At 61.9% G+C, this 12517-nt stretch carries 12 protein-coding genes; 5 read left to right on the top strand and 7 right to left on the bottom strand.

The genetic code is table 11. The features are described from left to right. Positions 1-122: 122 nt before the first annotated feature. Positions 123-827 (bottom strand): metal-dependent transcriptional regulator, encoded by a 705-nt coding sequence (locus RQ593_RS00795; RefSeq protein ID WP_005504532.1) that lies wholly within the window; start codon positions 825-827, stop codon positions 123-125. A 210-nt stretch (positions 828-1037) separates the two neighbouring features. Next, positions 1038-1784 (bottom strand): DUF3027 domain-containing protein, encoded by a 747-nt coding sequence (locus RQ593_RS00790; RefSeq protein WP_294643879.1) that lies wholly within the window; start codon positions 1782-1784, stop codon positions 1038-1040. Between the two features lie 141 nt (positions 1785-1925). On the opposite strand from RQ593_RS00790, the gene RQ593_RS00785 reads away from it, so the two are divergent. The 4 genes from RQ593_RS00785 to RQ593_RS00770 all read left to right on the top strand — a co-directional run bounded on the left by RQ593_RS00785 (position 1926) and on the right by RQ593_RS00770 (position 5072). Then, complete coding sequence (locus RQ593_RS00785) at positions 1926-2198, top strand: hypothetical protein (protein WP_102033530.1); 273 nt, start codon at positions 1926-1928, stop codon at positions 2196-2198. Positions 2199-2274: 76 nt separating this feature from the next. After that, positions 2275-2979 carry a response regulator transcription factor gene (locus RQ593_RS00780; RefSeq protein ID WP_005504528.1) on the top strand — a complete coding sequence of 235 codons (705 nt, stop codon included), beginning with the start codon at positions 2275-2277 and terminating at the stop codon, positions 2977-2979. 1 nt (position 2980) lies between these two features. After that, positions 2981-4480, top strand: coding sequence for a sensor histidine kinase (locus RQ593_RS00775; protein ID WP_294458811.1), 1500 nt, complete (start codon positions 2981-2983; stop codon positions 4478-4480). Between the two features lie 301 nt (positions 4481-4781). Further along, positions 4782-5072: a WXG100 family type VII secretion target gene (locus tag RQ593_RS00770; RefSeq protein ID WP_298594507.1), complete on the top strand. Its 291-nt coding sequence runs from the start codon at positions 4782-4784 to the stop codon at positions 5070-5072. Between the two features lie 219 nt (positions 5073-5291). Here the strand turns inward: RQ593_RS00770 and RQ593_RS00765 are convergent, their stop codons facing one another. After that, complete coding sequence (locus RQ593_RS00765; RefSeq protein ID WP_311449541.1) at positions 5292-6668, bottom strand: RNase H family protein; 1377 nt, start codon at positions 6666-6668, stop codon at positions 5292-5294. Between the two features lie 175 nt (positions 6669-6843). Here RQ593_RS00765 and RQ593_RS00760 point away from each other — a divergent pair, with 175 nt between their 5' ends. Continuing rightward, positions 6844-7872 (top strand): 4'-phosphopantetheinyl transferase superfamily protein, encoded by a 1029-nt coding sequence (locus tag RQ593_RS00760; RefSeq protein WP_311449540.1) that lies wholly within the window; start codon positions 6844-6846, stop codon positions 7870-7872. A gap of 156 nt (positions 7873-8028) precedes the next feature. Here RQ593_RS00760 and RQ593_RS00755 read toward each other — a convergent pair whose 3' ends face one another. From RQ593_RS00755 to RQ593_RS00740, 4 genes are all read right to left on the bottom strand, one after another. After that, a complete protein-coding gene (locus tag RQ593_RS00755; protein ID WP_311449539.1) occupies positions 8029-9132 on the bottom strand; it encodes an isochorismate synthase in 1104 nt (367 codons plus the stop codon). 63 nt (positions 9133-9195) lie between these two features. Then, entirely contained in the window at positions 9196-9963 is a 768-nt protein-coding gene (locus RQ593_RS00750) for an SDR family oxidoreductase (RefSeq protein WP_311449538.1), read from the bottom strand. Next, on the bottom strand, positions 9960-10661 hold the full coding sequence (locus tag RQ593_RS00745; protein ID WP_311449537.1) for an isochorismatase family protein: 702 nt from the start codon (positions 10659-10661) through the stop codon (positions 9960-9962). The genes RQ593_RS00750 and RQ593_RS00745 overlap by 4 nt, the downstream gene beginning before the upstream one ends. 305 nt (positions 10662-10966) lie before the next feature. Continuing rightward, positions 10967-12376: an FAD-dependent oxidoreductase gene (locus RQ593_RS00740; RefSeq protein ID WP_311449536.1), complete on the bottom strand. Its 1410-nt coding sequence runs from the start codon at positions 12374-12376 to the stop codon at positions 10967-10969. Positions 12377-12517 lie beyond the last annotated feature (141 nt).

The raw sequence follows: 12517 nt of genomic DNA, 5'->3' as shown, positions 1-12517 counted from the left end.
AATCCCAGCGTAAGACCATATAAACCGCCGCAGACACAAAAACGGTGGCACCGCCTCCACCAAGGGAGGCGATACCACCGTTTAAAGCGTGAACTGGGTTAGCGGACTCTCAGAACTAGAGCTTAGAGGTTGCCGCCGCGCTTGACCACAATCGCGTTTGCCACGTCCATGTCCAGGGAGAGAGTGTCCTCTTCACCATCGGCGTGAACAATCACATCATCGTTCTGACCAGCAACCACGGACACCGAAGCGCCGTAGACAATGCCTGCGTCAGCCAGCAGCTTCAGCAGCTCAACATCAGTCTGAATGGACTCGGGGAAGCGAGAAATGGTGAAGCGGTCCTCGGGACCGGAGTCGCGCGCAGCCAGGGACATGGGCACGGTGCGCTCGTCGTTCTTCTCGCTGGTGTGACCCAGATCTTCCAGGCCGGGGATTGCGTTGCCGTACGGGGAGAACTTGGGGTCCTTGAGCATCTCCAGGATGCGCTTCTCCACCTTGTCACTCATGACGTGCTCCCAGCGGCATGCCTCTTCGTGCACGTACTCGAGTTCCAGACCAATAATGTCGGAGAGCAGGCGCTCAGCCAGGCGGTGCTTACGCATCACCTCGACCGCCTTGTGGCGGCCTTCCTCGGTCAGTTCGAGGTGGCGGTCCGGCTCAACGGTGAGCAGGCCGTGCTTCTCCATGCGTGCCACGGTCTGGGAGACGGTCGGGCCGGAGTGCTCGAGTCGTTCAGCGATGCGCGCACGCATGGGGACGATACCCTCTTCCTCCAGTTCGAGGATGGTGCGCAAATACATCTCTGTGGTATCGATGAGGTCTGTCATGTATCTCTCCCAGCTTTCACCGCAACAGTACTTAGATAGCACTGCCTAAGTCGTTACTTAATTCAATAATCTATTATGTACTTTTTTAGCGGCTTTTGCCACGGCTTAAGTCATTGAGTCGCCCAATGAAAACTCATTGGACGACTCAATAACACCTTATATATACGCTTTTGCTAGCCTACCCCTTATTAAGAGGAGTGGCACGTAGGCTTACTCTGCGGACTCAGCCTCAGCAGTTTCTTCTACAGCGGATTCGTTCTCTGCAGATTCGTTCTCAGCGGACTCGACAGACTCAGCAGATTCCTCTGCCTCAGTATCCTCAGCAAAGTCTGCGTTTTCCTCCACGGCGTTCTCCTGCAGGTCCTCGGGGCGAACACGGTCAGCCCACGGCACCCAATCCGGCGCAATGAGCGCGTCGTCACCGGGTAGCAGACCGACCTCGCAAATCGTTGCCACGCGGGAGCGAGGCGCACGCGAGAGGGTCGCAAACCAGAACCAGCCGCGGTAACCAGGCAGGGTGCACTCGAAGAGGTGAGTGCTCAGGCGCTCCTCCTCGGCGCGTACGTGGTGTACCAGTCCGATAGCGTGCGCCGGGGCGATCTCCTGAACGCCCTGCAGCGCCACGTCCTTGGCGGCGGCAAGAATCTCATCCACCTTGGAAGTGCGGCGCAGCTTGTGCGGAACACCCAGGGAGGGGGCGCCCACCTCTTCATCCAGCGGGGTGAAAGGGTCGGGGGTGGAGTCTTCGGTCTTCTCCGCGTTCTCTGCCGGCGCTTCCTCAGCGGCTGCTTCTTCAGCGGCCGCAGGTTCCTCGGCGTTCACGGAGGGCTGAGTCTCAGCAGGTACAGCGCTACCCTCGTTAGTGCTCTCAGGCGCGGCAGAAGGCGCAACGGACTCTGCGGGCGCGTCAGTAGCGGGCGTAGTTTCGGGGAGCAGTTCAATAACCTGTTCAGACATACCCCTATTAAAGCATCTCGCGTGCACAAACAGTGCGGTCGCTCCCCTAAGCTTCACATACGCTGTGAATTTGGGTCTCAAACCGCTAAATCTGGGGCTTCGCCCACGAACAGCTGTGTGTGAGCTGATACCGTTAAATTCATGAGTAATGAACCCGTACAGGACATGCGCAGCACCGCAGACCAGGCGCCCGCGCCCCTTCCCTACGCTGGAGCCATCCGCTGGCTCGGCGCAGGCGGTGCGCTTCTCGCCCTGATTTGCCTGCTCACCGGAGTCGCCATGCTCGTGATGAAGTGGGTTGGGGCAGCGCCGCCCGCCCTCATGAGCCAGATTCCGCTGGTCCTCCTCCCCGTCGCCTTTATTGCCCTCATGGCCGCACTTATTCTGTCGGTCATGCGCCGCAACAAGGCATAAAAATTTGAGCCGCAAGCTCACACACACATCATTCACTTATCAAGTACAGCCTGCCATTCAGAGAGAAAGATAGAGTATGTCTGCTGAAGCAAAACTCCTAGTCGTCGATGACGAGTTCAACATTCTTGAACTGCTCGCCACCTCCCTGCGTTTCGCCGGTTTTGAAGTAGTCACCGCCGGCAACGGCCGCGAAGCCCTCGAAAAGGCACACGCCGAAAACCCCGACCTCATCGTCTTGGACGTCATGATGCCCGGCATGGACGGCTTCGAGGTAACCCGCCGCCTGCGCGAAAACGGCACCACCACCCCCGTGCTCTTCCTGACCGCGAAGGACGCCACCGAGGACAAGGTCACCGGTCTGGGCGCTGGCGGCGACGACTACGTCACCAAGCCCTTCTCCCTCGACGAGGTTATTGCCCGCATCCGCGCCATTCTGCGCCGTAGCCGTAGCGTCCAGGAAGAGGACGACGCCGTACTGCGCGTTGACGCCCTCACCCTGAACGTGGACACCCACGAGGTGTTCCTCGGTGACGAAGAGATTGACCTCTCCCCCACCGAGTTCAACCTGCTGCACTACCTGATGCTCAACGCCAACCGCGTGCTGTCCAAGGCACAGATCCTCGACCATGTGTGGGAGTACGACTTCAACGGCGACTCCTCCATCGTCGAGTCCTACATTTCGTACCTGCGCCGCAAGATTGACAACAACCGCGAAAACCACGAGCCGCTCATCCACACCAAGCGCGGTGTGGGCTACATGATTCGCGGTTCTCGAGGCTAACGTGGCGCTCAAACCCCTCGACCGGATCCCTCAGTCTCTCTCCCTTCGCACCCAGCTAGTGCTCATCACCTCCATGCTCATCGCCCTCTCCATCGCGGTGACGAGCCTGGTGGCAATTTCCGCTCTGCGCGCCCAGATGGTGCACCAGCTGGACGAAGAGATGAAGAACAGCGCCCCCTCGCTCGTGCAGTTGGCGACCGTGCGCCCCTCCGGCAATCAGGAGCAATCCCTGAGCACCTACCGCCTGTACCTGCTCGATAAGGACGGCAACGTACTGTACTCGCTCAAGTCCGAGGACAGTGAACAGTTCAGCGAGCCGGCGCTGCAGGGCTGGACCGAAGAGAAGGTTCGCAAGCAAAACGAGGAGGCGGTCACCGTCAATTCGGTGGGTAGTTCCTCCGATTGGCGTGTGCTCGCCGTACCCATCGAGTCGAATGATTCCTCCGGGCTGACGGAGGCGGCATCCCTGATTATTGCCATGCCGTTGAAGCAGACCAACCAGGTTGTTGCCCTCGTGGGCGTGCTGACCTTCGCGTTTGGTTTGGCGACTCTTGCCTCCGCCATCGCGATGACCTGGGTGATTGTGACCCGCACTTTCGAACCGCTCGCACGTGTGGAGCAGACCGCCGCCAAGATTGCCGCCGGCGACCTCTCACAGCGTATTGAGGACTACAACCCCAGCAACGAGATCGGTAACCTCGCGGTCTCGCTGAACACGATGCTCGCCCAAATTGAAGTGCTCTTCAAAGCCCGCGAGAAGAGCGAGGCGAAAATGCGCCGCTTCGTGGGTGACGCTTCGCATGAGTTGCGTACCCCACTGGTCAGTATTCGAGGCTACTCGGAGCTGTACCGTCAGGGCGCGTTACCGACCGATGAGGCTGTCGCTACCGCAATGAGCCGCATCGAATCAGAGTCCAAGCGTATGGGTCAGCTCGTGGAAGACCTGCTGACCCTGGCGCGTATTGATGAGCGCCGCGAATCCAAGCTGGCGCCCTTCGACCTGTTCAACCTGGCTGTGGACGCTAGTAACGACGCCTACGCTACGGCACCCGATCGTGCGGTGTCCCTGGTGGGTCTGAATGAAGAGGTGGCGCCGACCTCCGCAACCGTGCTCGGCGACGAATCACGCCTGCGTCAGGTCGTGGCGAACCTGCTGACCAACGCCATGCGTTACACCCCCGACGGCTCTCCCCTGGAGATTGCGGTGGGCGTGCGCGAAGAGGTTCCCGGCTTCCCGCTCTCCGTGCTGGAGGTGCGCGACCACGGCCCCGGCATTCACGGCGAGGACCGCGAGCGCGTGTTCGAGCGCTTCTACCGCACCGACACCTCGCGTTCGCGTGAGACCGGCGGTACGGGTCTGGGTCTGTCCATTGTGGCTGCGATTATTGAGCAGCACGAGGGGAGGATCCACATTGAAGAGACCGACGGTGGCGGCGCTACCTTCGTGATTTCTTTGCCGTTCTACCCGCCGCCCGTCTCGGACGATCAGCTGATGAAGTAGCACTGATGCATAAACCCCCGGATTGTGGAACTTGAGTGTTCTACGGTTCGGGGGTTTTGCTGTGCGCGTCATGGCGGCGTCATTTTCAGGCTGGTTTTCGATTTTTTCGAGATGGTGGAGCCAACCTGGCGGTTTTATCCACAGATTTATCAATTCATCATTTTTTAGCTTATTTGATGCATTTTGAAAGATATAGTGATAACAAGCTTCCGGTCAGGAACTCAACCCTTCCCGAGATCCAAACCCCAAGCGCCACCCGGGGCAACCGCCCCACCTCACCTAATCTCAAAGGAGAAAAACCATGGCACAGTTCAATGTCGATTCCGAAGTCATCGCAGCCAAGAGCGCACAGGCACGATCCTACGTCGCATCCATCACCGCAGACGTCAACGGCATGACCGCATCCCTGCACGACCTGCAGAGCTCCTGGACCGGCTCCGCATCCACTAACTTCCAGGGCGTGCTGGACCAGTGGCACGCAACCCAGCGCCAGGTCGAAGCATCCATCACCCAGATCAACGAGGCACTCACCCGCGCAGGTGTGAACTACGCAGACACCGAGCAGGCTAACGCCTCCATGTTCGTCGGCTAAGGGGTCAGGGCAATAAGCCCAGAAGCCCACCTGCAGGCAAGCGGCAGACCGGGCGGTTTAAAGGTCCCGGCCGCACGGCACGCCGCCCGTCGGATTCGCCAGAAGGCGGCGAACATCTATTGAGAAAACCCCCGCCGCATCCTCGAAAGTGAGGATGCGGCGGGGTTTTATTGCACGGAAATCTTTGGGCTCAAGAGCCCGCAAATTAGGAGCTGAGCTTTAGGAGGCGGGAGTCTCCTGGCGGAAACGCAAACGCCACAGGCCGCGCTCAGCGTCGTAATGCCAGATGCTCGAACGGCTCACGCGACCGCGCGCGGTGGCAACCGCCGCCATGACCAGCACACTGGAAGAATCCAGCACCTGCACACCCTGCTTGAGCGGGGCACCCTGCTGGGTGAAGGCGCGTTCGCGGTACTGCAGCACCGAGGAGCGGGACACCGACTTGCCGGTGGCGGTCACCCACACCAGACGATCGTGCAGCAGGGATTCCAGCTGCACCGCCTCCATGACGGAGCCGCGGCTTTCGAGCAGCTGTTCTGCGGCGGCGGCTTCCTCGGGGTTCAGAGTATCGGGTTTCGGGGCAGGCGAGGCGGGAGCAGCAGGCGCGGGTTCAGAAGGCTGAGTATGCGCAACAGGCTGAGCGGGAGCAGAAGCGGGTGCTTCCAGGGCGGGCTCTACCGCCTGCTCTTCTGCCTGTTCTTCCGTCTCGCCCAGAAGTTCCGCCGGGTCAACATCGTTCGGGTCGAGCCCGGCGAACTCTTCCAGACCAGTCAGGTCATCCTCTTCTTCCGACTGGGCGGCGCCGGATGCCTGCTGAGCGCTCTCCTGCTGGCGCGCCAGTGCCTTTGCGTCACGCTCGGCGGCACGCTCCGCCGCGAGCGCCAACTGTTCCTTGCGGGTGCGGACCGCCTCCGGGTCGGGGGTGTTCACTGCGGAGGCGGGGCGCAGCAGACCGGACAGGCGCAGGCTCTCCACGCCGCGCTGGGCGTTCTCAATCTCGGCTGCGGTGAATTCCTGCACGGGCAGGTGGGCGTCCGCGGAAGACTCAGAAAGTGCAGGTTCTGCGGCCGGAGCATTCACAATCGGGACCTCAACAGCCGCAGTAACGGATTCAGCAGAGGCACCGAAGCCGGGGCCGTGCGCGGGTTCACGGCCCTCCTGGTAGGCGCGCGCGGCACCATTCGCCAGGGAGTCCGCCTTCTCGTTGAGCTCGTGACCGGCGTGGCCCTTCACCCAAATAAACTCGTAGTCGCGGCCGGTCAGCGCCCGATCCAGCGCCTCCAGAAGGTCGCGGTTGAGCACGGGCTTGCCGTCAGACTTCTTCCAGCCCTTCTTCTTCCAGCCGGGCATCCACTTGGTTAGCGAGTTAATGACGTACTGGCTATCGCAGTACACGCGTAGCTTCGCCTCCGGGCGGGATGCGGTCGCCTCGAACAGGTCCAGGACAGCCTTGAGCTCACCCATATTGTTGGTACCGTGCGCCCAGCCGCCGCTCGCCCAGTGGTCGTCGTCGATATACCATGCCCAGCCCGCCGGTCCGGGGTTGCCCAGCGCCGAGCCGTCTGCGGCGGCAATGATCTCTTGCGTGCTGTTCACGGTACCTTCTTTCTGTGCCGCCCCTCTGTTGTGCGGGCGGCTGTCCGTAATGATGTCTGTGATGACTTTACCGCACCGGCGGCGAGGGTGCGTAGCGCGCGGTCAGCGCTGTGGATAACCTCAAGGAGCCTCGCACGCGCGAATTACCGTAATGCCGGGCGGGTACACTAAACCTATGAGCTATTCTGCCCCCGAAACACCCAGCGCACAGCGCCCGGAGCGCCCTACCGCCCGTCCGAGCGAGCGCGTGCAGATTTTCGCTCTTCCCACCCGCACGATGTACGGTTCCCTGCGTTTTAGCTGGTTGAGCTACCTGGGGCTTGCTGAGCAGCAGCATGCGGCGCAGTTGCCGACCTCCACGGCGGCGGTCAGCTACCTGAGCACTCAGGCACTCATGCGTGCCATGGCGGCGGCGCGTCTGGATGTGCCGTCGAGCGCCGCTTCTGAGATTGAGGTGGATCGTTCCTGCACCCTGTGCACCAGCGGTAAGAAGCACGGTAAGCCGCGTATTGCGGGCGTGAACTTCAATATGTCGCAGGTGAACCCGCTGGTGGTGGGTGCGTTTAGTCGTAATTCCTCGGCGGTTCTTGGCGTGGATGTTGAGACTCTGGATGCGCGCCTGTTCTCCGGTTTTGCGCGCCTGGCGCTCTCCAATGAAGAACGTACGTTCTATGAGCGGGTGGCGCAGGAACGCCCCGCGCCCGTACTGCATCTGCTCTCGGTGGCGCTGTGGACCGCTAAGGAGGCGGTGCTCAAGGCGACCGGCCACGGTCTGAGCGTGGTGCCCTCCCTGGTTCGGGTGCAGCTCACCGATGAGCTGCTGGATGCGCTCGAACTTGCCATGAACGAGGAGGTTCCGGGTGACCTTCTGGACAGCAATATTCCCGAGCCGACCGCCCTGCGTATACTGGCTCAGGACAGGTTGGCCGTCCGTGCGACCTTTAGCGCGCCTCTTGGCAGTGGTCAGAACGGTAATCAGGGCGGCGAAGCTATCGAGCGAAGCTTCAGCCTGCAATGGGTACCCGTGGCGCTGCCCGACGCGGAGAACCCCGAGCACGCGCAGAAGATGCTCATCGCCCTGGCTGTGGAGAACCCGGCCGGGGGTGAGCCTGAGGGTGAGTACGGGGGTGAGCCCGCACAGGTTGAGGCTCAGCTTCTGCCGGTGGCTACTCCCCTGGAACTCAAGCGCCTGCTCACCGATTAGCCACGCTCAATCCCTCAACAACTCAGACAACAGCTCATAAAACGGCTGAACGCGCCCGCCATGCCAGCGAGCGCGTTCAGCCGTTTTATTCTGCTGTTTCATTCAGCCGTTGTATTCCGCCTCGTCAAGGCGTTCAAGACAGTACCTACACAGAGCCTAAGGGGTATCCTCACCCAGGGTATCCACGCCCAGGGCGCGGCCAAAGCTACCGAGCTTCGTACCGGTCTCCGTATGCTCCAGCTCCGGGTCGGACTCAGCCACAATACCCGCGCCGGCGTACAGCACCGCCTCATCCGGGCTGACCTGGGCGCAACGCAGCACCAGCGCCCACTCGCCGTTACCCTCGGCATCCATGTAGCCGACCAGACCGCCAAAGTAGCGGCGCTCAAAAGACTCCAGCTCACGAATCAGCTGCAGAGCCTTCTCGGTGGGTGCGCCACAAATCGCGGGGGTCGGGTGAATCGCGCGGGCACCGTCCAGGCAGGTCAAGCCCTCCTTCAGCACGCCGTCGATGGGGGTCGCCAGGTGCCAAAGCTGCGGGGTCTTCAGCAGCGAGGGCACCTGCGGCACGTTCAGCTCCTCGGCGATGGGTGCCAGGCGCTCGGCAATATCGTTGATGACGTAGGCGTGCTCGTGGCGGTCCTTCGGTGAGGCGAACAGGCGGTCACGAATCGCCTCGTCCTCGGCGCTACCGGGCTCGGCAATGCGCGGGGCGCTACCGGCAAGCGGGTGGGTCTTGAAGGCGCGGCCCTCGGTGCGGAACACCAGCTCCGGGGAGGCACCCATCAGGTAGCTGCCGTTCATTCCGCGCTCGCCATCGGGCAGGCGCACCGCAAAGTTGAAGGCGGAACGCTGCTGGGCGCGCAGGTTGTTATACAGCGCCTCCAGGTTGAGGGCGCCGGGTGCGTAGCGGGCGGTGAGCACGCGCGAGAGCACAATCTTGCTCAGCTCACCCACCTTCATGCGCTCCACGGCGGTGGCCACGGCGGCACGGAACCGGTCGTTCTGACGGCCGGTGACCGATACCGGTTCGGCAAGTTCGGCGGTCTGTTCGGGGACCGATACCTGCTGCTCCTCCAGGCGTTCGGGCACGAAGAGGTAGGCGGGCATGTCCGGGTCAAAAGGAATCAGACCCACGACGGCGGTGCCGGCGCGTTTTGCCTCGTCCAGGGCGTTATCAAAGGTGACAGGGGTCATCGCACCGGCGGCGCGGAGTACGCGGGTGCCGGTGGCAAAGATAAAGTCAGGAAGGTTCGTCATCGTACTTCTATCAGTGGTGTGTAGGTTCGCGCCGGGCATCTAAACGCCGGACGCGGAGTGCCGTTAGAGGGTGGCGCCGCCGTCGGCGACAATCTCCTGCATGGTGATGTGGCGTGCCGCCTCCGAGATGAGGAAGGCGTTGACCGCCGCGATGTCGGCAGGGTCGGCGATGCGACCCAGCGGAATACCCAGGCGGAACGTCTGCGGGTTACCGGCAACCGGCAGGGCGGAGCGGTCCTCGCCCTCCCAGGCGTCGGTCACCATGGGGGTTCGGGTGGTGCCGGGGCAGACCGAGTTCACGCGAATACCGTGCGCGGCAAGCTGCAGACCGAAGCTGGAACTCACGCGTGCCGCCGACGCCTTGGACGCACCGTAGGCGCCGAACTCCGCGCGGGGCACACGCGCCGCGTTGGAGGCGACCGTCACCAGGGAGCGGCTGTTGGTCGGGTCGGACTCCTGCTGGTCAATCATGATGCGGGCGAATTCGCGCAGGCACAGGAACACGCCGTCGGAGTTGACCGCGTGCAGGCGCTTCCAGGTGTCGAAGCTGGTTTCCAGCAGCGGCTGGCTGTGGGCGATACCCGCGGCGAGCACCGCGCCGGTGATGGGTTCGTCGAGCGCCGCCACGGCGTTGGCGAGGGCGGTGACGGACTCTTCTCTGGTCACGTCCACGGAACGGTAGCGGAAGATAGCGTCCCCGTAGGTGCCGAAGGAGGCGATAGGCTGCTCGGCGAGGTCAGCCGCAAATACCGAATAACCGTTCTTAATGAGCTGGTGGACGGTAGCCTCACCAATACCGCCGTTCGCGCCGGTCACGATTACCCAGCTCATGCGCGCGCCTCCTCAACAGTTTCAGCCTTCTCAGTACCTTCAGCCTTCTGCAGGTCTGCGAGGACATCCGCAGTGTTCAGCACGCGAGCACAACGACCCGAAGCGTACTCGCACGCTATACGGTGTTCCTCCTCCGAGAAGTCGGCGAGCGCGTCCGCAACCATGAACGGCTGAATGTCACGCATGAACGCCTCCAGGGCGGTGGTCAGGCAGCCGATGTGCGCGTACACGCCGCCGATAATGAGCTGGTCGCGGCCGGATTCCTTGAGCAGATCCTCGAAGGGGCTGCGCACGAACGCGGAGTAGCGCCACTTGGTCAGCACGGTGTCGCGGTCGGTCGGTGCGAGTTCGTCGAGCACGCGGGCGGACTCGTCGTTCTGCAGGCCGTCGCCCCAGAAGTCGATGAGCAGGCGGCGATCTTCGGGGTTCTGGCGCGGCGGCTGCGCGGTGTAGTAGACGGGGATTCCTGCGTCGTGGGCGGCGTCAATGAGGCGGCGCAGGTTCTTGATGGCGACGTTGATCTGGGCGTCCGGGTTACCGTTGCCCTCTCCCAGATTGGCGCCTTCGAAAGCCTGGACGAAGTGTACCTGCATGTCGTGCACGAGCAGTACGGCTCGGCTGGGGTCTACGGGCCAGTTCACGCGGTTGCTGTGCTCACGGTCAATGTAGGTGTAGGGCTTGATTTTGGGCAGTGCCATGATTCTCCCGGTTCGTGCCTATGATGTTCGGTTGTATGTGTGGCGCAGGTGGCACACTGTGGTGGGCGCAGTGGTGAGTGAGGCTCTCCTCCGAGGCCCTCGCACTAGCCACTCGGTCAGTGAGCTTGCGCTTATCTCATAACCATCTTAGGGCATGCTTAGCTATAGGGTATATCTGCGCCTTAACAAAAATGCTTCCCCACCCGCACCCCCGTTGACAGCACAACGGGTGGAATGGGCAGGGAAGCACTCGGACAAGCAGAAACGCTACACGAACCGCGAATTCAGGCGCGATTCTAGTCCAACTAGTTCACGGGCACCGCGACGGCAAGAACCTCATTCAGACCCTCAGTAATCGAGGGGTGAGTGTAGATTTCATCGCGCAGCTGCGAAGCAGTAATGCCGTAGCGCATCGCCAGAGCCACCAGGTTAATAACCTCCATGGACTCGATTACCAGCAGCTGGGCACCCAGAATCTGGTCGCTCTGCGCGTCAATCACGAACTTCATGATGCCGCGCGGGTTCTCCTGGGTCTTCGCGCGCGGCATCGCGGCAACCGCGGCAACCGGCTTCGAAGCGACCTTCACCTTGTGGCCAGCCTCAATCGCCTCACGCTCAGTCAGACCCACGGAAGACAGCGGCGGGTTCATGTAGATGGTCGAAGCCACTGCCTTGCGGTCCTTAGTGGAACGGGAACCGTCACCGACCAGCTGGGAGAGCACTACGCGGTAGTCATCCATAGAAATGTAGGTGAACTGCGGGCCGCCGTTCACGTCACCGAGCGCGAAAATGTTCGGCACGGTGGTGCGCAGGTGCTCATCCACGACGATTGCGCCGCGGTCGTTGGTTTCGATGCTGGTGTTCTCCAGGCCCAGGCCCTCGGTGGCGGGCTTGCGGCCGGTCGCAACCATCACGTAGTCCACCTCCAGCTCCCGGGTAGCGCCCTCGGAATCGAGGTAAGTCACGGTCACGGAGTCAGCGCCGTCCTTGAAGGACTGCACACGCACGCCGGTATGAGCGGTAATGTCCTGGTCGGCGATAATCTCGCGGGCAACCTGGGCAACATCCTCGTCGTAGCGGCCGAAGAGGGCGGGTGCGCCATCCAGAATGGTCACCTCAGTGCCGTAGGAGGAGAAAATACCGGCAAACTCAACACCGATGGGGCCACCACCAATGATGCCCAGGCGCTTGGGGCGCGGGGTGAGCTTCTGCAGCTCGGTGGAGGTGAGCACACGCTCGGACTCACGGACGCCCTCAATCGGCGGGATGACCGACAGGGCACCGGTGTTGACGATGAAGTAGTCGGCGGTAACGCGCAGGGTGTCCTCGCCCGCGGTGACCTCAACCTCGGTGTCGGAGATGAAGCGTGCGTGGCCATCAATGAGCTTAGCGGTCTCGTTCGACAGCAGAATCTCGCGGTTCTTAGCGCGCATCATGCCGGTCAGCTTATCGCGGAAGATGACGGCGGACTCGTAGGCAGCGTTTGCTTCTTCAAGGCTGCGCTCGCCGCTGGCGCGGAACTCGTCGGCACGGTGAACCAGCGCCTTGGTGGGCACGCAGCCGATGTTGATGCAGGTGCCGCCGTACATGCCGGTGGACTGCTCGATGAGGGCAACGTTCTTGCCGGTCTTAGCGTAGGCGCCGGCGAGGGTCTTGCCGCCCTTGCCGAAACCGATGACAACCATGTCAAAGTGCAGCTGAGCGGGGGTGGTCATAATATCTCCTGTGGAATTTAGATGATGATGTCTTCGCAGAGTTCAACGGGAAGAAATGAGTATTATTCCCGAGCGCCACATTTTTCTTTCAAACCGACTCTTTCAAGGCGACTCATTCAAGGCGGCGAACACGCGGGCGTA

It is taken from the genome of uncultured Rothia sp., from assembly GCF_963507905.1.
GTDB lineage: Bacteria > Actinomycetota > Actinomycetes > Actinomycetales > Micrococcaceae > Rothia.
Note: the sequence above shows the minus strand (reverse complement) of the source record. Positions and strands in the feature narration are given on the sequence as shown.

Bases quoted from the DNA above. Each gene is read 5' to 3' on its own strand.
- RQ593_RS00755 (WP_311449539.1), bottom strand. From the start codon at position 9,132: ATGACGAACCTTCCTGACTTTATCTTTGCCACCGGCACCCGCGTACTC.
- RQ593_RS00780 (WP_005504528.1), top strand. From the start codon at position 2,275: ATGTCTGCTGAAGCAAAACTCCTAGTCGTCGATGACGAGTTCAACATT.
- RQ593_RS00790 (WP_294643879.1), bottom strand. From the start codon at position 1,784: ATGTCTGAACAGGTTATTGAACTGCTCCCCGAAACTACGCCCGCTACT.
- RQ593_RS00760 (WP_311449540.1), top strand. From the start codon at position 6,844: ATGAGCTATTCTGCCCCCGAAACACCCAGCGCACAGCGCCCGGAGCGC.
- RQ593_RS00785 (WP_102033530.1), top strand. From the start codon at position 1,926: ATGAGTAATGAACCCGTACAGGACATGCGCAGCACCGCAGACCAGGCG.
- RQ593_RS00745 (WP_311449537.1), bottom strand. From the start codon at position 10,661: ATGGCACTGCCCAAAATCAAGCCCTACACCTACATTGACCGTGAGCAC.
- RQ593_RS00740 (WP_311449536.1), bottom strand. From the start codon at position 12,376: ATGACCACCCCCGCTCAGCTGCACTTTGACATGGTTGTCATCGGTTTC.
- RQ593_RS00795 (WP_005504532.1), bottom strand. From the start codon at position 827: ATGACAGACCTCATCGATACCACAGAGATGTATTTGCGCACCATCCTC.
- RQ593_RS00770 (WP_298594507.1), top strand. From the start codon at position 4,782: ATGGCACAGTTCAATGTCGATTCCGAAGTCATCGCAGCCAAGAGCGCA.
- RQ593_RS00750 (WP_311449538.1), bottom strand. From the start codon at position 9,963: ATGAGCTGGGTAATCGTGACCGGCGCGAACGGCGGTATTGGTGAGGCT.